Raw genomic sequence first — 19,357 nt, forward strand, 5'->3', positions numbered from 1 at the left:
GAGGGCGTCCCGCACTCAGGGCAGGTGCCATTCGGAGCCAGTCTGCCAGATACGACCCATGCACCCGTCTCAGACTGGCGGACCTCACCAACCTCCACGTTGGCGGTTGGAGCCCAATGCTTCTTCGATACCACGGCCTGATCCCTTCAATCTGTGAAACTCGGTCAGACCGTGACACACAAATTGAGGATGACCCCATTTAAGGGCTACGCGACAGCGCGTGATCTACACCCATCCCGGGTCCGGCGCAGAAACCCAGCTTCTGACCATCGCGGAAAAGCGCCGCAACACGCCGACCTCGCTCGCCGATGCTCTGGACTGGCTCGACGACCCGAAGGCCTGCCTTCTGGTCAACAGCCGCTCCGGCCGGGCTGCGGTGCGGGTGCCCGCCACCAGCCTGATGCTGGACGACGGCACCATAGAACCGCGGCTGCGCCTGATCCGCCCGCTGGAGGCCAGCACTGTGCCTGTCAAAATCATGGAGGACACAAACTGGCTCGAGGCCGACCGCGCGGCCTTCACCGCCGCATGGAATTCCGAACTGGCTGAAGTGCCCGAGTTCTCGGAATCCACCCTTCACATAGTGGCGGGGCTCCTGCTGCCGATCTGGAAGCAGCTCTCCCAAGACGAAACCCGCGTCTACCGGCTGCAGACCGATGACGGCCAGCGCATCATCGGCCGCCGCGTCTCGCCCGCCTGGGTCGCGACCACGCTTGCGAGTGATGCGCCGCAACTCACGGCGACGCAGATCCATGCGCTCATTCTCGAGGGCAAGACGGTTGTCCGTCTGACCGAAGGCATGGAGTTGCACCGGTCCCGCGTCATGGGCGTGAACCGGATAGAACTGTCCAGTTTCACGGAAGCGGCCAAGGACCGGCTCAAGGCAGATGGCTTCTTCTCGGAGATCATCAGATGGAAGCTGCGGCTGTTCTGCCCGACCGATCCTGCCGGCATTGCCGTGCTGGATCGTCTGCTTGCACGTTGTCCTGTGACGGGACTACATGCACGCGGAGGTTGTTGAGCCATGTATTCCGAGACCGGAGATGTAATCCGCGCTCTCGCCGAAAACGCCGAAGGCGTCTGTCGCGCCTACCTTCCCGCCGGACGGCGGGAAGGGTCCTACTGGATCGTGGGCGATCTGCAGAACACCCCCGGCCGGTCGCTCTTCGTGCGGCTAACCGGGCCAAAGTCAGGGCCGGGGGCTGCCGGCAAGTTCACCGACGGCGCCACGGGCGAGCACGGTGATCTTCTCGACATCATCCGCGAGCGGACCGGGATCTCCCACTTTCCCGATCTTCTGGCCGAGGCCCGCGCGCATCTGGGCCGTCCGCAGCCGGCCCTCCCGGATGCGCCAGTGCCGAAGAAGGCCAATACCCCCGGTGGCACGCCAGCGACGGCAGCGCGTCTGTTTGCAGCCTCGGTGCCGATAGCGGGCACGCTTGCCGACACCTATCTCCGCTCCCGAGGCCTGACCCAAGGCGGCACAAAGAGCGCCCTGCGCTTCCACCCGAAGTGTAGGCATCTGGATGAGGGCCAGACCCGGAGCGTCCCCAGACCGGCGCTGATCGCGGAGGTCACCGATGGGACAGGGGCTTTGCAGGGCGTGCATCGCACCTGGTTGGCGCCTGACGGTCAAGGGAAAGCGGATGTCGAGACGCAGCGGCGGGCCATGGGTCACCTCCTCGGCAATGCCGTCAGGCTGACCCCGCATGACGACATCCTCGTGGTCGGCGAGGGCATCGAGACCATGCTGTCCCTTATCGAGGCAGTGCCTGGCCTTCCCGTCTGGGCGGCGCTCTCGTCCGGTCACCTCGGAGCGGTCCTGCTGCCGCAGGGGTTGCAGCGTCTCTACATCGCGATCGATCGCGATCCGGCGGGCCAACGCGCCGCGGAGAGGTTGAGCGCCAGAGCAACCGAGGTCGGGATTGGTTGCCATGTGCTGGAGCCGCGGCTCGGGGACTTCAATGATGATCTCCGGGCGTACGGCAAGGACGCGCTGCGCCAGCATCTGGCAGGGCAGATCGGGCCAGTCGATCGGCATCGCCTGGTGGGCTGAGCTGCATCGCGCAGGGCGCGGTCAGGGGACAGCGGGGCAGGGGTCACAGATCCCTGTCATGGCTCTGGATCGTCGCTTTGCCTCTTCCCGGGCAATCTCATCCACCCGTCACCCGAGCGGCCTTCAAGAGATGGGCAGGCGGCCGTCAAAGGGGCCGCCCCTTCAAGGACGGGGGGCAACTGATTTCCGCCGGCGGGGACGAGCCCCGCCTTTGCATCGCGAGACAAATCAGCCGCCCCTCGTCCTCCTCCACATGCGTTCCGGCCCCGAAGGCGGGGTGAAGGGGCGTCCCCCGTGACGGCTTCCGCAGCCCATGAAGGCCGCGCGGGATGACGCGCGGACGAGACAGGCCCGGAGGCAAGAAACCGATGACGATCCACACCCATGACGACGCGTATGAACCCGCCCACACCGCACCCCAGACCGCCCATGCGCTCGACGAGCTGCAGCTTTACGGCTTCCGCCCCTTTGATGAGCCCGATCCGCGCCCGATGCCAGATGGGCAGCGCCTCGCGGTCGCCGTCGCCGACATCTTCGATGCCCTCGTCGCGACCCTGGAAGACACCCGGATGGAACCCGACCTCGAAGAGGTGCTTTGGGGCCAGGTCAACCTCTTCCACCGCGCCGCGGCGAGGGTTGAGCGGTCGCTCGATGAGAACGAACAGGCGCAGCGCCGCCTCCAGCGCGAGCAGGATGGCTCCGAGGTGAAATCCACCGAACTCGAGCACCTGACGGCCGAAGGTCTGACACTGATCGAACGTCGGAACTGCATGGACATGATGCGCGATCATGCCGCGACCGAGTTTGTCCATCACACCGGGTCAACCTGGCGCCCCCGCACCGGCTCGATGGTGAACCGCCAGCAAATGACCGCAGCGCTGATCGACAGCCGCGACTTCCTGGCCGCCAAGCGCCGCGCGGAGACCGAGGTGATGCTCCCCGCAGGCCCCAAGGTCGCCCTCACCGGTGGGACCGACTTCAATGATCACCGCCTGATCTGGGGCAAGCTCGATCAGGTCCGGACCAAGTATCCCGACATGGTCCTGCTGCACGGTGGCAGCCCCAAGGGCGCCGAACTCATCGCCGCCAAATGGGCCGAGGCCCGGGGCGTGACGCAGGTGGCCTTCAAGCCCGACTGGACCAAGCACGCCAAGGCCGCGCCCTTCAAGCGAAACGACGCCATGCTGAACGTGCTCCCCGTTGGTGTCCTCGTCTTCCCAGGCAATGGCATCCAGGAGAACCTCGCCGACAAGGCCAAAAAGCTCGGTATCCCAGTCGTGAAGTTCGAGAAGGGGGCGTGAGGCGTCCCGAGTTTTGCAGATTGCAATCTGACAGTCTTCAGGCTCATAACCTGAAGGCCGCAGGTTCAAATCCTGCCCCCGCAACCAACTTAAGCGAACTCAACTTAAAACCACCATGCCCCGCCCCCGCGGGGCTTTTGTCGTTCTGCGCCAGGCCAATCATTGCCGACATCGCCCCGTCCAGAGCCGCGACCGCGCTGATCTGCTCTCAGGCCTGCGTCTGTGAGACGAGCCAATCCCGCACAGTATCGACCGCACTTCCCCTGCGCGGCTTGCGCGGATGGATGACATAGAAATCCACGCCAGTCCGAAGACAGGCGGCAAAAACCTGGATCAACCGACCTTCCGCGATCCGGTCCGCAACAAGGAAACGGTCGGCAAGAGCCAGACCCTGACCGGCAAGCGCCGCGTCGATCGCAAGGGCGGTCTGGTTGAAGCGCAGGTTCCGTCGGGCCGCAGGGGCAGGGCCCGGAAGTGCAAGGTCGAGGAACTGCGGCCAGAGGTCATGACTGTCGTGCAGGAGCGTGAGATCATCCGCTGCTTTATGGAGCCGGGCGGCAACTGCGGGGCTGGCGACGGCGATGGTATCCTGCTCGAAGAGGAGCGTCGCCTTCAGCCCCGGACCGAACGGCGGTCTGCCGTTGCGGATCGCGATGTCGACGGCATCGGTCTGGAAATCGGCAACTCGCTCGCTGGCCAGGATGCGCAGGTCGATCCGGGGGTGTGTGGCGGTAAATGCAGCCAGGCGTGGGATCAGCCATTTCGTCGCGAAGGTCGGCGTCACGCTGATGGTCAGATGTGTGGGCTCGGGGCGAAGGGTGGCGGTGGACGCGCCGATCAGGTCGAAAGCCTTGCGGAGGTTTGCGGCATAGGCACGTCCCGGTTCAGTCAATGCCAGGGCTCGGGACTGGCGCGAAAAGAGGTGCAGGCCGAGATGCGCTTCCAGCTTGCGGACCTGTTGCGCGACAGCGCCCTGGGTCACGCCAAGCTCTTCGGCGGCAAGGCGAAAATTCAGGTGACGCGCCGAGGCCTCGAAGGCGCGCAGACTGTTCAGCGGAGGAAGGCGTATCGCCATGCGATAGATTTTCTCCTGAATCGGCACAGAGAATATGGCTCGCAGCCTGGGTCCGGGTCCAGTAGCCTTATGCGGAACCTGCGGTCCTCGTCCGGGCCGGAATGTGCATGGAGAAGCGAGATGGCGATGGAGAAAGTGGCGCTGGTGACGGCGGGCGGCTCGGGGATGGGGGCGGCGGCGGCGCGGCGGCTCGCGGCGGAGGGCTACCGGGTGGGCATCCTGTCGTCGTCCGGCAAGGGCGAGGCGCTGGCGGCAGAGCTGGGTGGGATCGGCGTGACCGGGTCGAACCAGAGTCCCGACGACGTGGCACGGGTGGTCGAGGCGGTGATCGCGAAATGGGGCCGGATCGACGTGCTGGTCAACAGCGCGGGGCACGGGCCGAGGAAGCAGATCCTGGAGCTGACCGATGCCGACTGGCTGGGGGGCATGGATGTATACTTCCTGTCGGCGATCCGGCCGATCCGGCTGGTCACACCGATCATGCAGGCGCAGAAGGGCGGTGCGATCATCAACATCTCGACTGCCTGGGCCTTCGAGCCCTCGGCGATGTTCCCGACCTCGGCTGTGGCGCGGGCGGGGCTGGCGGCCTTCACCAAGATCTATGCCGACACCTATGCGCCGGACAACATCCGCATCAACAACATCCTGCCCGGCTGGATCGACAGCCTGCCCGCCACCGAGGAGCGCCGCCAGGGCGTGCCTATGGGTCGCTATGGCCGCAGCGAAGAGATCGCCGCCACGGTGGCCTTCCTTGCGTCCGAGGGAGCGGGTTACATCACCGGGCAGAACCTGCGGGTAGATGGCGGGACCACCCGCAGCGTCTGACCGATTGCAGAAGCCGCCCTGCCGCGCTATCCCCAAGGAAACCAAGGGGGGAACATGAGCCGCGCATACGTCTTTCCGGGGCAGGGCGCCCAGACCATCGGCATGGGCAAGGCCTTGGCCGAGGCCTATCCGGCCGCGAAGGCGGTGTTCGACGAGGTGGACGCCGCGCTGGGGGAAAAGCTGTCGGCCCTGATCTGGGAGGGCGACATCGCCGAGCTGACCCTGACCAAGAACGCCCAGCCCGCGCTGATGGCGACCTCCATCGCCGCGCTCAGGGCGCTGGAGGCGGAAGGCTTCGGGCTGGATCAGGCCAGCTTCGTGGCCGGTCACAGCCTGGGAGAGTACTCGGCCCTCTGCGCCGCCGGATCGCTGACCCTTTCGGATACCGCCCGCCTGCTGCGCATTCGCGGCCAGGCGATGCAGGAGGCGGTGCCGGTGGGCGAAGGCGCGATGGCGGCACTTCTCGGTCTTGACTTCGAAACCGCCATCGCGGTCGCCACCGAAGCCGCGCAGGGCGAGGTTTGCCAGGCGGCGAACGACAACGATCCGGCGCAGGTCGTCGTTTCGGGCCACAAGGCCGCCGTCGAACGCGCGGTCGAGATCGCCAAGGCCAGGGGGGCCAAGCGCGCGCTTCTTTTGCCCGTCAGCGCCCCGTTCCATTGCGCGCTGATGCAGCCCGCCGCGCATGTGATGGCCGAGGCGCTGGCCGCTGTCCCCATCGCCAAGCCCGCCCTGCCGGTCGTGGTCAACGTCCGGGCCGAGGCGGTCACGGAACCCGACCGGATCATGGACCTGCTGGTGGCCCAGGTCACCGGGTCGGTCCGCTGGCGGGAATCCGTCCTGTGGATGGAAACCGCCGGGGTCACCGAATTCTGGGAGATCGGCGCGGGCAAGGCGCTGTCCGGGATGATCAAGCGCATCGCCCAGGGCGCCACCACGCGCGCCATCGGCACCCCCGACGACATCGCCGCCCTCAAGGCCTGAAAGGATTTTTCATGTTTGATCTGACCGGCAAGTCCGCCCTTGTGACCGGCGCCTCGGGTGGCATCGGCGCCGATATCGCGCGCGCGCTGCACGCCGCAGGGGCCACGGTCGGCCTGTCCGGCACCCGTGTCGAGCCGCTGGAGGCGCTTGCCGCCGAGCTGGGCGACCGGGCGCATGTCCTGCCCTGCAACCTGTCCGACCCCGAGGACGTCGAAGGCCTGGTCAAGCGGGCGACCGAGGCGATGGGATCGGTCGACATCCTGGTCAACAACGCCGGGATCACCAGGGACGGGCTGGTCATGCGCATGTCGGACGCGGACTGGCAGTCGGTGATCGACGTGAACCTGACCGCCACCTTCCGCCTGTGCCGCGCCGCGATCCGGGGGATGATGAAGGCGCGCTGGGGGCGGATCGTCAACATCTCGTCAGTCGTGGGCACCACCGGGAACGCGGGACAGGTGAACTATGCGGCCTCCAAGGCCGGGATGGTCGGCCTGTCGAAATCGCTCGCCGCCGAAGTGGCCAGCCGGGGCATCACGGTGAACTGCGTGGCGCCGGGCTTCATCGAGACGGCGATGACGGGCAAGCTGAACGAGACGCAGCGGGCAGCGATCCTGGGCGCGGTTCCTGCGGGCCGGATGGGCGCGCCGCAGGAAATCGCTGCGGCGGTCCTGTACCTTGCCTCGCAGGAGGCCGCCTATGTCACGGGTGCCACGCTGCACGTCAACGGCGGCATGGACATGGTTTGACGGCGGATTGACGGAACCGAACGGCACAAGTCAGGTTAAAGCGTTTGCCTTGGCCCCCGACCCTTGCTATAGGCGCGCAGGATTGTTGACCCGCAAACGGGTTGAGTGAAAATGGCAGGGAAAACCGCTGCCGCAGATAGAGGAACGGACATGAGCGACATCGCTGATCGCGTGAAGAAGATCGTCGTCGAGCATCTGGGCGTCGAAGCCGACAAGGTGACGGAATCGGCCTCGTTCATCGACGACCTGGGCGCGGATTCGCTCGACACGGTCGAGCTGGTCATGGCTTTCGAGGAAGAGTTCGGTATCGAGATCCCGGATGACGCCGCCGAGACCATCCAGACCTTCGGCGACGCGGTGAAGTTCATCTCGGAAGCCGCGTAAGCGCAGTCGTCCATGTTCGGACAGCAGGGCACCCTTCGGGGTGCCTTTTGCGTTTCGGAGGCAATCGTCACCCGACGCGGGGATGACAGGGGGCTGACGCTACCGGCGATCCGTCGCCGCTGCGGCCGTGCCACCTTGCCAGCCCCTGCCATGCCCGCCACTCTGAACCCGAAGAAGGAGTCATGAGATGACCGGCAACAAAGCCCTTGGCACGATGTTCGGCGCTGCGTCCGTGGACACGTTCATGGGGCTGCCGCGCTGCCGGGACCTGTCGCGGCTGTCGGCGCAGATGGCGCTGATCGGGGCGGATGGCTGCACGCCATATGCTTCGGTCGGATTCTACTGTGCGGGCGGTCCGGCTGCGATAAGGGCGGCAGGGGCGGCCTATGCGGCGAACCTGGCGCATATGAACTTCGATCTGGGCGGGCCGGTCTTTCCGGGTGGCGTCTCGGCGGTGGACGCAGGCGATCTGGAGCAGGCCGAGGCCGACCCGGCGGGCAACCGGGCGCGGATTTTCGGGGCGGTTAGCCAGATCCTCGACCGGGGCGGGGTGCCGATGCTGATCGGGGGCGATGACAGCCTGCCGATCCCGATGCTGGAGGCCTATGGCGCGCGGGGGCGGGGCTTCACCATCCTTCAGATCGACGCGCATATCGACTGGCGCGACGAGGTGCAGGGCGAGCGGCTGGGGCTTTCGTCCACCATGCGGCGGGCGTCGGAGATGGAGCATGTCGACGCGATCATCCAGGTCGGCCAGCGCGGCATCGGCTCGGCCCGGATGCAGGACGTGGCGGATGCCGAAAGCTGGGGCGTGGGCTTCGTGCCCGCCGGGGAAGTGTCGCGCTACGGCATCGACCGGGCGCTGGACCTGATCGCCGAGGGGGCGGAGGTGATCGTCTGCCTCGACCTTGACGCGCTGGACCCTGCGATCATGCCCGCCGTGATCGGGCGGACGGCGGGGGGGCTTGGCTACTGGCAGGTGCTGGAGCTGATTGCCGGGGTGGCCGAGAAGGCGCGGATCGTGGGCTTCGACATGGTGGAGTTCATGCCCGAGCGCGACATCGACGGGCAGGGCGCGGCGGTGGCGGCGCAGTTGCTGGCCGCGGTGATGGGGATCGTGGCGCGGCAGGGGTGAGACGTTAACAAGTCCTGAACGTCCGCGGCCAAGCGGCTGATATTGCTGCGTCGGAAAATCTGTCCACCGTGGACACACCTGCCGACCGCCGATGACCCACCCCCAAGGTTGCGCGGGGAAAGGGGGCCGTGTATCACCCGGGACAAAGCCTTGATCCTTGGAGGGACAGCATGCGTCGTGTCGTGGTCACTGGTCTCGGGATGGTCACTCCGCTCGCCTGCGGGGTGGAGGAGACCTGGAACCGCCTGCTGGAGGGTCAGTCGGGGGCGGGGACGATCACCAAGTTCGACACGTCGAATGTCGTGACCCAGTACGCCTGCGAGATTCCGATGGGGGATGGCTCGGACGGCACCTTCAACCCCGACGACTGGATGGAGCCGAAAGAGCAGCGCAAGGTGGATGACTTCATCATCTACGGGATGGCGGCGGCGGTGCAGGCGGTGCGGGATGCCGGGTGGGAGAACCCCCCGGAGGAAGAGAAGCTGCGGACCGGGGTGATGATCGGGTCCGGGATCGGCGGGCTGAATTCCATCGCCGAGACGGCGGTGCTGATCAAGGAGAAGGGGCCGAAGCGGGTGTCGCCCTTCTTCATCCCCGGCGCGCTGATCAACCTCGTCTCGGGGCAGGTCTCGATCCGCTTCGGCTTCAAGGGGCCGAACCATGCGGTCGTGACGGCCTGTTCCACGGGCGCCCATGCCATCGGCGACGCGGCGCGGCTGATCATGTGGGGCGATGCCGACGTGATGGTCGCGGGCGGGACCGAAAGCCCGATCAGCGAGATCGGGATCGCCGGGTTCAACGCCTGCAAGGCGCTGTCGACGAAGCGCGCGGAGGAGCCGCAGAAGGCCAGCCGCCCCTATGACGCCGACCGCGACGGGTTCGTGATGGGCGAGGGCGCGGGGGTGGTCGTTCTAGAGGAATACGAGCACGCCAAGGCGCGCGGCGCGAAGATTTATTGCGAGGTGCTGGGATATGGGCTGTCGGGCGATGCCTATCACATCACCGCTCCGTCGGAGGACGGGGATGGCGGGTATCGCAGCATGGCGGCGGCGCTGAAGCGGGCGGGGCTGGAGCCAAAGGATATCGACTACATCAACGCGCACGGGACCTCGACCATGGCCGACACCATCGAGTTGGGAGCGGTGGAGCGGCTTCTGGGCGATCACGCCCCGAACGCCACGATGTCCTCGACCAAATCGTCGATCGGGCACCTGCTGGGGGCTGCCGGGGCAGTGGAGGCGATCTTCTGCGTGCTGGCGCTGCGGGATCAGGTCGCGCCGCCGACGATCAACCTGGACAACCCGGCGGTCGCGCCGAAGCTGGACCTGGCGCCGAACAAGGCGGTGAAGCGGAAGATCGATGTGGCCTTGTCGAACAGCTTCGGCTTCGGCGGGACGAATGCCAGCCTTGTGCTGGGCAAGGTGCGCTAGGGCATGTGGCGCTCGATCGCCTCGAACGCGCTGACGCTGTTCATCGTGCTGCTGATCGCGATGGCGGCGCTGGTCGCCTGGGGGCGGAACGAGTTCTTTGCGGCGGGGCCGCTGGTCGAACCGATATGCCTTCAGGTTGAACGCGGAGCCAGCCTGTCGTCTGTCAGCCGGAACCTGGAGGAGCGGGGGGCGATCACCGACGCCCGTATCTTCCGGATCGGGGCGGAATATGCCGACCGGACCGATGACCTGAAGTTCGGGAGCTACATGGTTCCCGCCAAGGCCAGCATGTCCGAGGTGCTGGAGGCGATCACGGCAACGGGCAAGTCGACCTGCGGGCGCGACCTGAACTACCGGATCGGGGTGACGAAGTCGGACGTGGTCCTGAGCGAGCTGGACCTTGCCTCGAACAGCCTGACCGAGGTGGCGCGCTTCGATGCCGGGGCCGATCCGCTGCCGCCGGAATACCTGGAGGTTTCGGACGACCCGGCGCTGGTGTTCCGGATCACGGTGGCCGAGGGCGTGACCAGCTGGCAGATCGTGGATGCGCTGAAGAAGGCGGATTTCCTGCAAGGCGCACTGGAGACGGTGCCGCCCGAGGGTTCCCTCGCGCCGGGCAGCTACGAGGTTGAGCGCGGCACCGAGCGCGGCGCGCTGATTGCCGAGATGACCGAGCGGCAGGCGGCGATCCTGGCGGAGGCCTGGGCGGGGCGGGCGGAGGGGCTGCCCTATGACACGCCGGAAGAGGCGTTGATCATGGCCTCGATCGTCGAGAAGGAGACCGGAGTGGCGGATGAGCGCGGCAAGGTGGCCAGTGTCTTCATCAACCGCCTGCAACAGGGGATGCGGCTCCAGACCGACCCGACGGTGATCTACGGCATCACCAAGGGCGAGGGCGTGCTGGGACGCGGGTTGCGGCAGAGCGAATTGCGCCGCGAGACACCCTACAACACCTATGTCATCGACGGGCTGCCGCCGACCCCGATTGCAAACCCGGGGGCCGAGGCGATCAAGGCGGCGGTGAACCCCGCGCAGACGGACTACCTGTTCTTCGTGGCGGATGGCACGGGCGGGCACGCCTTTGCCGAGACGCTGGAGGCGCATAACGAGAACGTCGCCAAGTGGCGGGCGATCGAGGCGGCGCAGGGGACCGAGGGGGAAACCGGGGTGCAGGGGGAATGACGGTTAACAAACCGTGAAGCCTGCGCGCGGCAAACCATTGATATGGCTTGTGTTTTACCTTGACTTGCCGCGCGGTCTGATGTAGACATCGTGGCATGCTAGAAGAAGTGTCGAAGCGGCCCGGGGGCAACCCCGCTGGCCGCTTTTTCATTTCCTCGTGCGGGGGCAGCATGAGGGGTACGGGTCTGGATGACTGTGAGGTTTATGGGCGATGGCCCCTCGGCAGACGAGATTCTGCGGGCCACGGAGAAGATTTACGGCATCACCATGATGGAGCTGGAACGCACCATCGACGCGCTGAGTGCCGGGGAATTCAATGAAGTGAAGGCAGCACAGACGGCGATCCGCGATCTTCGCGCGACGGCGTTGGTGGTGCTGCAGGAAAGGGGAAAAGTTGACCAACTCCGTAAGCAGATCGTCGGCCACGTCGGAGCCGGAGGGGCGCTCGACCTTGACGAAGCCCGAGCTGAGATCGGGCGCCGCCTGGCTTGCCTCCGCAGCGCCGGAGGAAGTGGATGAGTTCCTGTCGGGCTTGAGCCAGAATGCGCTCTTGGCGCTGCCCTGGATGTTCGAGTTCTGGGCGCTGCCGCATCAGTTGCCACCGCGGGGGGCCTGGAAGACCTGGGTCATCATGGGCGGGCGCGGGGCGGGCAAGACGCGGGCGGGGTCGGAATGGGTGCGGGCGCAGGTCGAGGGGGCGGGGCCTGCCGATCCGGGCCGGTGCCGCCGCGTGGCGCTGGTGGGCGAGACCATCGACCAGGTGCGCGACGTGATGGTTCTGGGAGAGAGCGGGATCGTGGCCTGCTCGCCGCCGGATCGGAAGCCGGAGTGGTTGGCGTCGAAGAACCAGCTTGTCTGGCCGAACGGGGCGGTGGCGCAGGTGTTTTCGGCGCATGAGCCGGAGGCGATGCGGGGACCGCAGTTCGATGCGGCCTGGGCGGATGAGCTGGGCAAGTGGAAGAAGGGTAGCGAGGCCTGGGATCAGTTGCAGTTTGCGCTGCGTCTGGGGAAGAACCCGCAGGCGGTGGTGACGACGACGCCGCGCAATGTGGGCGTGCTGAAGGCGATCCTGAAGAACCCGTCGTCGGTGGTGACGCATGCGCCGACCGAGGCGAACCGGGCCTATCTGGCGGAGAGCTTCCTGGCGGAAGTGCAGGCGCGCTATGGCGGCACGCGGTTCGGACGGCAGGAGCTGGACGGCGTGCTGGTCGAGGAGGCGGAGGGGGCCTTGTGGACATCCGCGATGCTGGAGGCGGCGCGGGTGGATGAGTCGCCGGTCTTCAACCGCGTGGTGGTGGCGGTGGACCCGCCGGTCACGTCGATGAAGACGAGCGATGAGTGCGGGATTGTCGTGGTGGGCGCCGATACGCGGGGGGAGCCGAAGGACTGGCGCGCGGTGGTGCTGGAGGATGCCAGCGTCAAGGGGGCGACGCCCGAGGGTTGGGCGCGCGCGGCGCTGGCGGCGATGGAGCGGCATGGGGCGGATCGGCTGGTGGCCGAGGTGAACCAGGGCGGCGATCTGGTGGAGCGGTTGGTCAGGATGATCGACCCGCTGGTGCCGTTCCGCGCGGTGCATGCGACCCGGTCCAAGATGCTGCGGGCGGAGCCGGTGGCGGCTTTGTACGAGCAGGGCAGGGTGTGCCATGTCCGGGGACTTGGCGCGCTGGAGGAGCAGCTGGGCAAGATGACGTCGGTTGGCTGGCAGGGGGCGGGATCGCCCGACCGGCTGGATGCGCTGGTCTGGGCGTTGACCGATCTGATGCTGACCCCGTTGCATGGGCTGCGACCCAGCGTTCGGTCGCTTTAGACGATTTAGGGATTTGGCAGGTCATATGGCCGGGCGCATCAGGCAGCCCGGACAGTCGGGCACGGCCCGGGGCATGAAGGAGCGCGAGATGGTGTTCGATTTTCTGCGGAAGGCGCCGGAGGTGGTGCCGGAACGCAAGGCTTCGGCCGTGGGTCGGGTGATCGCCTGGGGCAATGCGGGCCGCGTGGCCTGGAGCCCGCGGGATACGGCCAGTCTGACGCGGACGGGGTTCCAGGGCAACCCGGTGGGGTTCCGCGTGGTGCGGCTGATCGCCGAGGCGGCGGCGGCGCTGCCCTTGGTCTGCCAAACGGCTGCACAGCGGTTCGAGGCGCATCCGGTGCTGGACCTGATCGGCCGACCCAATGGCGCGCAGGGGCGGGCGGAGTTCCTGGAGGCGGTTTATGGCTACCTGCTTCTCGCCGGGAACGCTTATGTCGAGGCGGTGCCGGGGGCAGGCGCGGTTCCGGGCGAGCTGCATGTGCTGCGGTCGGACCGGATGAACTTGGTGCCGGGGGCGGATGGCTGGCCGGTGGCCTATGACTACACGGTCGGGGGGCGGACGCATCGCTATGACGTGACGGGCGAGATGAGCCCGATCTGCCATCTGAAGACCTTCCACCCGCAGGACGACCATTACGGCTTTTCGCCGATGCAGGCGGCGGCGGTGGCGGTGGATGTGCACAACAGCGCGTCGAGCTGGTCGAAGGCGCTTCTGGACAACGCGGCGCGGCCTTCGGGGGCGATCGTCTACAAGGGGGCGGATGGGGCGGCCTCGCTGTCGTCGGACCAGTATGACCGGCTGGTGAGCGAGATGGAGGCGCATCATCAGGGCGCGCGGAATGCCGGGCGGCCGATGTTGCTGGAGGGGGGCCTCGACTGGAAACCGATGGGGTTCTCGCCTTCGGACATGGAGTTCCAGAAGACCAAGGAAGCGGCGGCGCGGGAGATCGCGATTGCCTTTGGCGTGCCGCCGATGCTGCTGGGGATCCCGGGGGATGCGACCTATGCGAACTATCAGGAGGCAAACCGGGCGTTCTACCGGCTGACGGTGCTGCCCTTGGCGACGAAGGTGATGGCGGACCTGGCGCATTGGCTGTCGGGTTTCGCGGGTGAGGCGGTGGAGCTGAAGCCGGACCTTGACCAAGTGCCGGCGCTGGCCAGCGAGCGCGACCAGCAATGGGCGCGGGTTGCGGCGGCGGAGTTCCTGACGGTGGCGGAGAAGCGGATGCTGCTGGGCCTGCCGAAGCTGGCGGAGGAGGAATGACGGCGCGGCGGTCCGAGGGCGGGTCGCGGTTCCTCTATGACAGTTTCGACGCGGCTGCGGCGCGGATCGAGGCGAACGAGCGGGTCGCCGAGGAGCGCTGGGCGGGGCTGGAGTACCGGCTGGGGCTGATCGAGGCCACGCTGGAGCGGCTGGAGAAACGGATCTGGGTCGGCGTCTACGGTGTGGCGGCGTTCCTGTTGGCACAGATGGCCGAGACGGTCATCCAGGCGGCGATGAGGTGAAGATGATGCAGGCTTACGGAGCGCCCGAGCGCAAGTTCCACCGGCCCGAGGCGGGGTTGGTGGTGAGCGAGGGGCATGTGGTGGAGGGCTATGCGTCGCTCTTCGGCAAGACCGACCAGGGCGGGGACATCGTGCAGAAGGGGGCCTATGCGGCCAGCCTGAAGCGGCTGGCGGCGCGGCAGGGCCGGGTCAAGATGCTGTGGCAGCATGATCCGGGCCAGCCCATCGGCGTCTGGGACGAGGTGCGCGAGGATGGCACGGGTCTGTGGGTCAAGGGGCGCATCCTTCCGCAAGTGGAGCGGGGGCGCGAAGTGGCGGCGCTGGTCCAGGCGGGAGCGATCGACGGGTTGTCCATTGGCTATCGCACGGTCAAGGCGGAACGCGACGGCAAAGGCCAGCGCCTGTTGTCGGAGCTGGAGCTTTGGGAAGTGTCGCTGGTGACGTTCCCGATGCTTCCCGAGGCGCGGGTCGCGGCCAAGGCGGAAGCGCTGGACGATGGCTGGCGTCACATTGCGGCGGTCTTCGAGGACGCGCGGCGGGCGCTTTCCGAACGGTAGCCCCCCACCCCCATCCCCTCCCCACCAGGGGGAGGGGAGGCGCGGATTGGCCCGCGTCTGCCTGCACACCAAACGGAAGGGAAGAACGATGACCGAGACCAAGTCTCGGACCGGGGAAGACATGTCCCCGGTCCAATCGCCGGCTGCGGAGGCGAAGGCCGCCATGACCGGGTTCCTGAAAGAATTCAGCACCTTTCAGGACGACGTGAAATCCACGCTGAAACATCAGGAAGAGCGACTGACCATGCTGAACGCAAAGACGATGGCCTATGGCCGCCCCGCACTTTCGGCCCGCGCGGAGGTGGAAGTCCCGCATCAGAAGGCGTTCAACGCCTATCTGCGGTCGGGCGATGATGACGGCCTGCGCGGCCTGACCCTGGAAGGCAAGGCGATGTCCTCGGCTGTTGCCGCCGACGGAGGCTATCTGGTCGATCCGCAGACCTCGGACCGCATCCAGTCGCTTTTGCTGTCGACCTCGTCCTTGCGGTCGGTGGCGAATGTCGTGCAGGTCGAGGCGACCTCGTTCGACGTGATCGTCGACCGGTCGGAAGTGGGGTCGGGCTGGGCGACCGAGGCGGCGGCCACGACCGAGACCGCGACGCCGGTGATCGAGCGCATCTCGATCAAGCTGCACGAACTGGCGGCGATGCCGAAAGCCAGCCAGCGCCTGCTGGACGACAGCGCCTTCGACGTGGAGGGCTGGCTGGCCGAGAAGATCGCGACGCGCTTCATCCGGGCCGAGGCTGCGGCCTTCATCAACGGCGACGGGGTGGACAAGCCGAAGGGCATCCTTCTGCCGACCAAGGTGGCGAATGCCTCCTGGACCTGGGGCAACATCGGCTATGTGCCCACGGGTGCTGCGGCGGATTTCGCCACCACCAACGCGGCGGACTGCATCATCAACCTGGTCTATGCGCTGGGCGCGGATTACCGGGCGAACGGCACGTTCCTGATGAACTCGAAGACCGTGGGTGCAGTGCGCAAGATGAAGGATGCGGATGGCCGCTTCCTGTGGTCGGACGGTCTGGCGGCGGGCGAGCCGTCGCGGCTGATGGGCTATCCGGTGGTGGTGTCGGAGGACATGCCGGACATCGCGGCGAACGCCTATGCCGTGGCCTTCGGCGATTTCCGCGCGGCCTACACCATCGCGGAACGCCCGGACCTGCGCATCCTGCGCGATCCCTTCTCGGCCAAGCCCAACGTCCTCTTCTACGCCAACAAGCGCGTGGGCGGCGACATCACCGACTATGCGGCGGTCAAGCTTTTGAAGATCGCTGTGTCGTGAGCCTTTGGCCCGGTCCCTTGGGGGGCCGGGCCGGTTCCCGTGCCTGCAATTCCTAACGGCCCGGCCGCGGGTGGAGAGCTGATCATGATGTTGACCGAAGAAACCCCGGTGCCGCAGGCGGCCTTGCCGGTGGAAGAGATGAAGGACCATCTGCGAATGGGGTCGGGCTTTGCCGATGACGGGTTGCAGGACGGGTTGATCGAGACCTGCCTTCGCGCGTCGCTGGCGGCGATCGAGGGACGGATCGGCAAGATGCTGTTCCAGCGCCGGTTTCTTTGGGTGCTGGACTGCTGGCGGGACGACGAACAGGCGCTGCCGGTGGCCCCGGTGTCGTCGTTGGTCAGCGTGACGCTAGTCGATGCGGTGGGGGGCGAGGTTGCTGTCGTTCCGGCGGCCTATCGGCTGGTGAAGGACCTGCACCGGCCGCGGCTGGCAGGGAAGGGCGGTTCGTTGCCGACGATTCCGGGCGAGGGGGCTGCGAAGGTGGTCTTCGACGCGGGCTTTGGGGCGGCGTGGACGGATATTCCGGTGGACCTGCGGCAGGCGGTGCTGCTGCTGGCCGGGGAGTATTACGAGCATCGGCATGACGATGGAGCGCAGGCGGCGGGACTGCCCTTCGGGGTGGTGACGCTGATCGAGCGCTGGCGGACGGTGCGCATCCTGGGTGGGGGGCGGAAATGAACGCGCCGCATCTGAACCGGGCGCTGGTGCTGGAGGGCGTCGTCCGGACGGCGGACGGCGCGGGCGGTTTCACCGAGGCCTGGACGGCGCTGGGCACGCTGTGGGCCGAGGTCCTGCCGGGCACCGGCAGCGACACTCTGGGCGAGGAGCGGATGCTGTCGGCGGTGCCTTACCGGATCACGGTGCGTGGGGCGCCCACCGGCTCGCCCTCGCGCCCCAAGGCAGGGCAGCGGCTTCGCGAAGGGGCGCGGCTGTTCCTGATCCAGGCGGTGACGGAACGTGACCAGTTTGGCCGCTATCTGACCTGTTTCGCCCGCGAGGAGGTGCCGAAATGAGCTATGGTGCAGCGCCCGCCTTGCAGACGGCGGTGTTCCAGCGATTGTCGGGCTGGGCTGCCCTGACCGGGGTGGCGATCTACGACGCCGTGCCGCCGAACGTGACCGGAACCTTCGTGCTGATCGGCCCGGAGGAGGCGCGCGACCAGTCCGACAAGTCGGGCGCGGGGGCCGAGCATCAGCTGGTGATCAGCGTGATCACCGATGCCACGGGCTTTTTGTCGATCAAGACCGTGGCCGCCGACATTTCGGACGCGCTGATCGGGGCGCCATTGACCCTGAGCCGGGGGGCGCTGGTGAGCCTTTTCTTTGTCCGGGCGAGTGCTCGCCGGATCGAAGAAGGCGAGACGCGGCGGATCGACCTGACCTTCCGGGCGCGGGTTCAGTTCTAGCCCGGCGCCCCCCACCCCAGCCCCTCCCCACCAGGGGGAGGGGAGGCGCGAGACGCCACGCAACATCGCATTACGGAGAGCGAACATGGCTGTGCAAAGCGGCAAGGATCTGCTGATCAAGATCGACCAGACCGGGGACGGGCAGTTCGTCACCATTGCGGGGCTTCGGGCCACGCGGATCAGCTTCAACACGGAATCGGTGGACGTCACCAGCCTGGAGAGCCAGGGCGGCTGGCGGGAGCTGCTGGCGGGCGCCGGGGTGAAGTCGGCGGCGATCTCGGGCTCGGGCGTGTTCCGGGACGAGAATACCGACGAGCGGGCGCGGCAGGTGTTTTTCAACGGCGAGATTCCGGATTTCCAGGTGGTGATCCCGAGCTTCGGCGTGATCGAGGGGCCGTTCCAGATCACTTCGATCGAGTATTCGGGCAGCCACAACGACGAGGCCAGTTACGAGATGGCGATGGCCTCGGCGGGCGCCCTGACGTTTACGGCGCTTTGATATGGCGAACCCCTGGGCGGGAGAGGTGGCGATCCGGCTGGATGGTGAGCCGCATCTGGCGAAGCTGACGCTGGGCGCGCTGGCCGAGCTGGAGGATGCGCTGGAGACGGGGTCGCTGCTGGATCTTGTGCAGCGGTTCGAGGAGCGGCGATTTTCGACGCGCGACGTGCTGGCGCTGATCGTGGCGGGGCTGCGGGGAGGCGGTTGGCAGGGGTCGGCGGCTGACCTGTTGCGGGTCGAGATCGGCGGCGGGCCGGTCGAGGCGGCGCGGGCGGCGGCGGAACTGCTGGCGCGGGCGTTCGCGCTGCCGGGCGAGTCATGAGCCAGATCGACTGGTCGGGCCTGATGCAGGCAGGCCTGCACGGGTTGGGCCTGGAGCCGACGGTGTTCTGGCGGCTCACCCCGGTGGAGTTGAAGATCATGCTGGGGCGGGAGGGTATGGTCCCGCCCCTGACACGCGCGCGGTTGGCGGAACTGGCGGCGGCGTTTCCGGATGTGAGGAAGGATCAGGGCGATGGCGGATATCGGGACGATGCAGGAGCAGCTTCAGGCGCTTGAGGCGCAGATGGGCTCTTCGGTGTCGATGGTGGCGGCGTTCGACGGGGAACTGGCACGGATGCGGGAGACGATGATCTTCACCGGCCGCGAGGTAAACACGCTGTCGAGCGGGATCAGCGGGGGTTTGCGGAAGGCCTTCGACGGGTTGGTTTTCGACGGGATGAAGCTGAACGACGCGCTGAAGTCGGTCGCGAATACCATTGTCGACACGGTCTATTCCATCGCGATCAAGCCCGTGACAGGCGCGCTGGGCGGCCTTCTGGCGCAGGGAGTGGCGGGCGTGATGGGGGCGGGGATGCCCTTTGCCAATGGCGGGGCCTTCAGTCAGGGCAAGGTGATGCCGTTTGCCAAAGGCGGGATCGTGGGGTCGCCCACCACCTTCCCGATGCGGGGCGGGCGCGGCCTGATGGGCGAGGCCGGGCCCGAGGCCATCATGCCTCTGGCACGCGGGCCGGATGGGCGGCTCGGCGTGCAGGCGGGCGTGGGCAGGGCGGTCAACGTGGTGATGAATATCACCACGCCGGACGTCCAGGGCTTCCAGCGCAGCCAGAGCCAGGTCGCCGCCCAGGTCAGCCGCGCGCTTTCGCGCGGTCAGCGCAATCGGTGAGGAATTTCC

General features: G+C 67.1%; 23 protein-coding genes and 1 pseudogene. 23 read left to right on the top strand and 1 reads right to left on the bottom strand.

Going from position 1 to position 19,357, the window contains the following annotated elements; translation table 11 throughout:
- Positions 1-217: 217 nt before the first annotated feature.
- The 3 genes and pseudogenes from JNL31_RS13790 to JNL31_RS13800 all read left to right on the top strand — a co-directional run.
- Positions 218-1,021, top strand: a pseudogene (locus JNL31_RS13790) (methylase); the annotation flags it as partial.
- A gap of 3 nt (positions 1,022-1,024) precedes the next feature.
- Entirely contained in the window at positions 1,025-2,056 is a 1,032-nt protein-coding gene (locus JNL31_RS13795) for a toprim domain-containing protein (protein ID WP_294974245.1), read from the top strand.
- A 368-nt stretch (positions 2,057-2,424) separates the two neighbouring features.
- On the top strand, positions 2,425-3,357 hold the full coding sequence (locus tag JNL31_RS13800; RefSeq protein WP_294974248.1) for a DUF2493 domain-containing protein: 933 nt from the start codon (positions 2,425-2,427) through the stop codon (positions 3,355-3,357).
- 208 nt (positions 3,358-3,565) lie between these two features.
- On the opposite strand, the gene JNL31_RS13805 is transcribed toward JNL31_RS13800, so the two are convergent.
- A complete protein-coding gene (locus JNL31_RS13805; protein WP_294974250.1) occupies positions 3,566-4,432 on the bottom strand; it encodes a LysR substrate-binding domain-containing protein in 867 nt (288 codons plus the stop codon).
- Positions 4,433-4,552: 120 nt separating this feature from the next.
- Here JNL31_RS13805 and JNL31_RS13810 point away from each other — a divergent pair, with 120 nt between their 5' ends.
- The 20 genes from JNL31_RS13810 (at position 4,553) to JNL31_RS13905 (ending at position 19,348) form a co-directional block, all read left to right on the top strand.
- Positions 4,553-5,257: an SDR family oxidoreductase gene (locus JNL31_RS13810; RefSeq protein ID WP_294974253.1), complete on the top strand. Its 705-nt coding sequence runs from the start codon at positions 4,553-4,555 to the stop codon at positions 5,255-5,257.
- Between the two features lie 54 nt (positions 5,258-5,311).
- Positions 5,312-6,241 (top strand): ACP S-malonyltransferase, encoded by a 930-nt coding sequence (gene fabD / locus JNL31_RS13815; protein ID WP_294974256.1) that lies wholly within the window; start codon positions 5,312-5,314, stop codon positions 6,239-6,241.
- Between the two features lie 11 nt (positions 6,242-6,252).
- Positions 6,253-6,990 (top strand): 3-oxoacyl-[acyl-carrier-protein] reductase, encoded by a 738-nt coding sequence (gene fabG / locus JNL31_RS13820; protein WP_294974259.1) that lies wholly within the window; start codon positions 6,253-6,255, stop codon positions 6,988-6,990.
- 150 nt (positions 6,991-7,140) lie between these two features.
- Entirely contained in the window at positions 7,141-7,374 is a 234-nt protein-coding gene (locus JNL31_RS13825; protein WP_128515501.1) for an acyl carrier protein, read from the top strand.
- A 187-nt stretch (positions 7,375-7,561) separates the two neighbouring features.
- Positions 7,562-8,509, top strand: a complete 948-nt coding sequence (locus JNL31_RS13830; RefSeq protein ID WP_294974263.1) for an arginase family protein — start codon at positions 7,562-7,564, stop codon at positions 8,507-8,509.
- Between the two features lie 170 nt (positions 8,510-8,679).
- Positions 8,680-9,939, top strand: a complete 1,260-nt coding sequence (gene fabF, locus JNL31_RS13835) for a beta-ketoacyl-ACP synthase II (protein WP_294974265.1) — start codon at positions 8,680-8,682, stop codon at positions 9,937-9,939.
- 3 nt (positions 9,940-9,942) lie between these two features.
- Positions 9,943-11,121 carry an endolytic transglycosylase MltG gene (gene mltG, locus JNL31_RS13840; protein WP_294974267.1) on the top strand — a complete coding sequence of 393 codons (1,179 nt, stop codon included), beginning with the start codon at positions 9,943-9,945 and terminating at the stop codon, positions 11,119-11,121.
- A 189-nt stretch (positions 11,122-11,310) separates the two neighbouring features.
- Complete coding sequence (locus tag JNL31_RS13845; protein ID WP_294974270.1) at positions 11,311-11,640, top strand: hypothetical protein; 330 nt, start codon at positions 11,311-11,313, stop codon at positions 11,638-11,640.
- The gene (locus tag JNL31_RS13850; protein WP_294974312.1) at positions 11,633-12,928 is read left to right on the top strand and encodes a terminase family protein; all 1,296 of its coding nucleotides are present in this window, start codon (positions 11,633-11,635) and stop codon (positions 12,926-12,928) included. The genes JNL31_RS13845 and JNL31_RS13850 overlap by 8 nt, the downstream gene beginning before the upstream one ends.
- Positions 12,929-13,016: 88 nt before the next feature.
- On the top strand, positions 13,017-14,192 hold the full coding sequence (locus JNL31_RS13855) for a phage portal protein (RefSeq protein WP_294974272.1): 1,176 nt from the start codon (positions 13,017-13,019) through the stop codon (positions 14,190-14,192).
- On the top strand, positions 14,189-14,434 hold the full coding sequence (locus JNL31_RS13860) for a hypothetical protein (RefSeq protein ID WP_294974274.1): 246 nt from the start codon (positions 14,189-14,191) through the stop codon (positions 14,432-14,434). Before JNL31_RS13855 ends, JNL31_RS13860 begins: the two co-directional genes overlap by 4 nt.
- Positions 14,435-14,436: 2 nt before the next feature.
- Positions 14,437-14,991 carry an HK97 family phage prohead protease gene (locus JNL31_RS13865; RefSeq protein ID WP_294974314.1) on the top strand — a complete coding sequence of 185 codons (555 nt, stop codon included), beginning with the start codon at positions 14,437-14,439 and terminating at the stop codon, positions 14,989-14,991.
- Positions 14,992-15,079: 88 nt separating this feature from the next.
- A complete protein-coding gene (locus tag JNL31_RS13870) occupies positions 15,080-16,276 on the top strand; it encodes a phage major capsid protein (protein ID WP_294974275.1) in 1,197 nt (398 codons plus the stop codon).
- Between the two features lie 84 nt (positions 16,277-16,360).
- Complete coding sequence (locus tag JNL31_RS13875; protein ID WP_294974277.1) at positions 16,361-16,957, top strand: head-tail connector protein; 597 nt, start codon at positions 16,361-16,363, stop codon at positions 16,955-16,957.
- A complete protein-coding gene (locus tag JNL31_RS13880) occupies positions 16,954-17,292 on the top strand; it encodes a head-tail adaptor protein (RefSeq protein ID WP_294974280.1) in 339 nt (112 codons plus the stop codon). Before JNL31_RS13875 ends, JNL31_RS13880 begins: the two co-directional genes overlap by 4 nt.
- Positions 17,289-17,684: a DUF3168 domain-containing protein gene (locus JNL31_RS13885; protein ID WP_294974282.1), complete on the top strand. Its 396-nt coding sequence runs from the start codon at positions 17,289-17,291 to the stop codon at positions 17,682-17,684. Before JNL31_RS13880 ends, JNL31_RS13885 begins: the two co-directional genes overlap by 4 nt.
- An 85-nt stretch (positions 17,685-17,769) precedes the next feature.
- Entirely contained in the window at positions 17,770-18,183 is a 414-nt protein-coding gene (locus JNL31_RS13890) for a phage major tail protein, TP901-1 family (protein ID WP_197645748.1), read from the top strand.
- Position 18,184: 1 nt separating this feature from the next.
- Entirely contained in the window at positions 18,185-18,505 is a 321-nt protein-coding gene (locus JNL31_RS13895; protein WP_294974285.1) for a gene transfer agent family protein, read from the top strand.
- On the top strand, positions 18,502-18,741 hold the full coding sequence (locus JNL31_RS13900) for a rcc01693 family protein (protein ID WP_294974288.1): 240 nt from the start codon (positions 18,502-18,504) through the stop codon (positions 18,739-18,741). Before JNL31_RS13895 ends, JNL31_RS13900 begins: the two co-directional genes overlap by 4 nt.
- Complete coding sequence (locus JNL31_RS13905; RefSeq protein ID WP_294974290.1) at positions 18,698-19,348, top strand: phage tail tape measure protein; 651 nt, start codon at positions 18,698-18,700, stop codon at positions 19,346-19,348. Before JNL31_RS13900 ends, JNL31_RS13905 begins: the two co-directional genes overlap by 44 nt.
- The last annotated feature ends 9 nt before the right edge of the window (positions 19,349-19,357 follow it).

It is taken from the genome of Tabrizicola sp. (assembly GCF_016792905.1).
GTDB lineage: Bacteria > Pseudomonadota > Alphaproteobacteria > Rhodobacterales > Rhodobacteraceae > Tabrizicola.

Excerpts from the sequence above, each read along its gene's own strand:
- JNL31_RS13875 (WP_294974277.1), top strand. The coding sequence starts at position 16,361 with ATGATGTTGACCGAAGAAACCCCGGTGCCGCAGGCGGCCTTGCCGGTG.
- JNL31_RS13860 (WP_294974274.1), top strand. The coding sequence starts at position 14,189 with ATGACGGCGCGGCGGTCCGAGGGCGGGTCGCGGTTCCTCTATGACAGT.
- JNL31_RS13885 (WP_294974282.1), top strand. The coding sequence starts at position 17,289 with ATGAGCTATGGTGCAGCGCCCGCCTTGCAGACGGCGGTGTTCCAGCGA.
- JNL31_RS13845 (WP_294974270.1), top strand. The coding sequence starts at position 11,311 with ATGACTGTGAGGTTTATGGGCGATGGCCCCTCGGCAGACGAGATTCTG.
- JNL31_RS13830 (WP_294974263.1), top strand. The coding sequence starts at position 7,562 with ATGACCGGCAACAAAGCCCTTGGCACGATGTTCGGCGCTGCGTCCGTG.
- JNL31_RS13900 (WP_294974288.1), top strand. The coding sequence starts at position 18,502 with ATGAGCCAGATCGACTGGTCGGGCCTGATGCAGGCAGGCCTGCACGGG.
- JNL31_RS13895 (WP_294974285.1), top strand. The coding sequence starts at position 18,185 with ATGGCGAACCCCTGGGCGGGAGAGGTGGCGATCCGGCTGGATGGTGAG.
- JNL31_RS13810 (WP_294974253.1), top strand. The coding sequence starts at position 4,553 with ATGGCGATGGAGAAAGTGGCGCTGGTGACGGCGGGCGGCTCGGGGATG.
- JNL31_RS13795 (WP_294974245.1), top strand. The coding sequence starts at position 1,025 with ATGTATTCCGAGACCGGAGATGTAATCCGCGCTCTCGCCGAAAACGCC.
- fabD (WP_294974256.1), top strand. The coding sequence starts at position 5,312 with ATGAGCCGCGCATACGTCTTTCCGGGGCAGGGCGCCCAGACCATCGGC.
- JNL31_RS13825 (WP_128515501.1), top strand. The coding sequence starts at position 7,141 with ATGAGCGACATCGCTGATCGCGTGAAGAAGATCGTCGTCGAGCATCTG.
- JNL31_RS13800 (WP_294974248.1), top strand. The coding sequence starts at position 2,425 with ATGACGATCCACACCCATGACGACGCGTATGAACCCGCCCACACCGCA.
- JNL31_RS13865 (WP_294974314.1), top strand. The coding sequence starts at position 14,437 with ATGATGCAGGCTTACGGAGCGCCCGAGCGCAAGTTCCACCGGCCCGAG.
- JNL31_RS13880 (WP_294974280.1), top strand. The coding sequence starts at position 16,954 with ATGAACGCGCCGCATCTGAACCGGGCGCTGGTGCTGGAGGGCGTCGTC.
- mltG (WP_294974267.1), top strand. The coding sequence starts at position 9,943 with ATGTGGCGCTCGATCGCCTCGAACGCGCTGACGCTGTTCATCGTGCTG.
- JNL31_RS13870 (WP_294974275.1), top strand. The coding sequence starts at position 15,080 with ATGACCGAGACCAAGTCTCGGACCGGGGAAGACATGTCCCCGGTCCAA.
- fabF (WP_294974265.1), top strand. The coding sequence starts at position 8,680 with ATGCGTCGTGTCGTGGTCACTGGTCTCGGGATGGTCACTCCGCTCGCC.
- fabG (WP_294974259.1), top strand. The coding sequence starts at position 6,253 with ATGTTTGATCTGACCGGCAAGTCCGCCCTTGTGACCGGCGCCTCGGGT.
- JNL31_RS13905 (WP_294974290.1), top strand. The coding sequence starts at position 18,698 with ATGGCGGATATCGGGACGATGCAGGAGCAGCTTCAGGCGCTTGAGGCG.
- JNL31_RS13855 (WP_294974272.1), top strand. The coding sequence starts at position 13,017 with ATGGTGTTCGATTTTCTGCGGAAGGCGCCGGAGGTGGTGCCGGAACGC.
- JNL31_RS13805 (WP_294974250.1), bottom strand. The coding sequence starts at position 4,432 with ATGGCGATACGCCTTCCTCCGCTGAACAGTCTGCGCGCCTTCGAGGCC.
- JNL31_RS13890 (WP_197645748.1), top strand. The coding sequence starts at position 17,770 with ATGGCTGTGCAAAGCGGCAAGGATCTGCTGATCAAGATCGACCAGACC.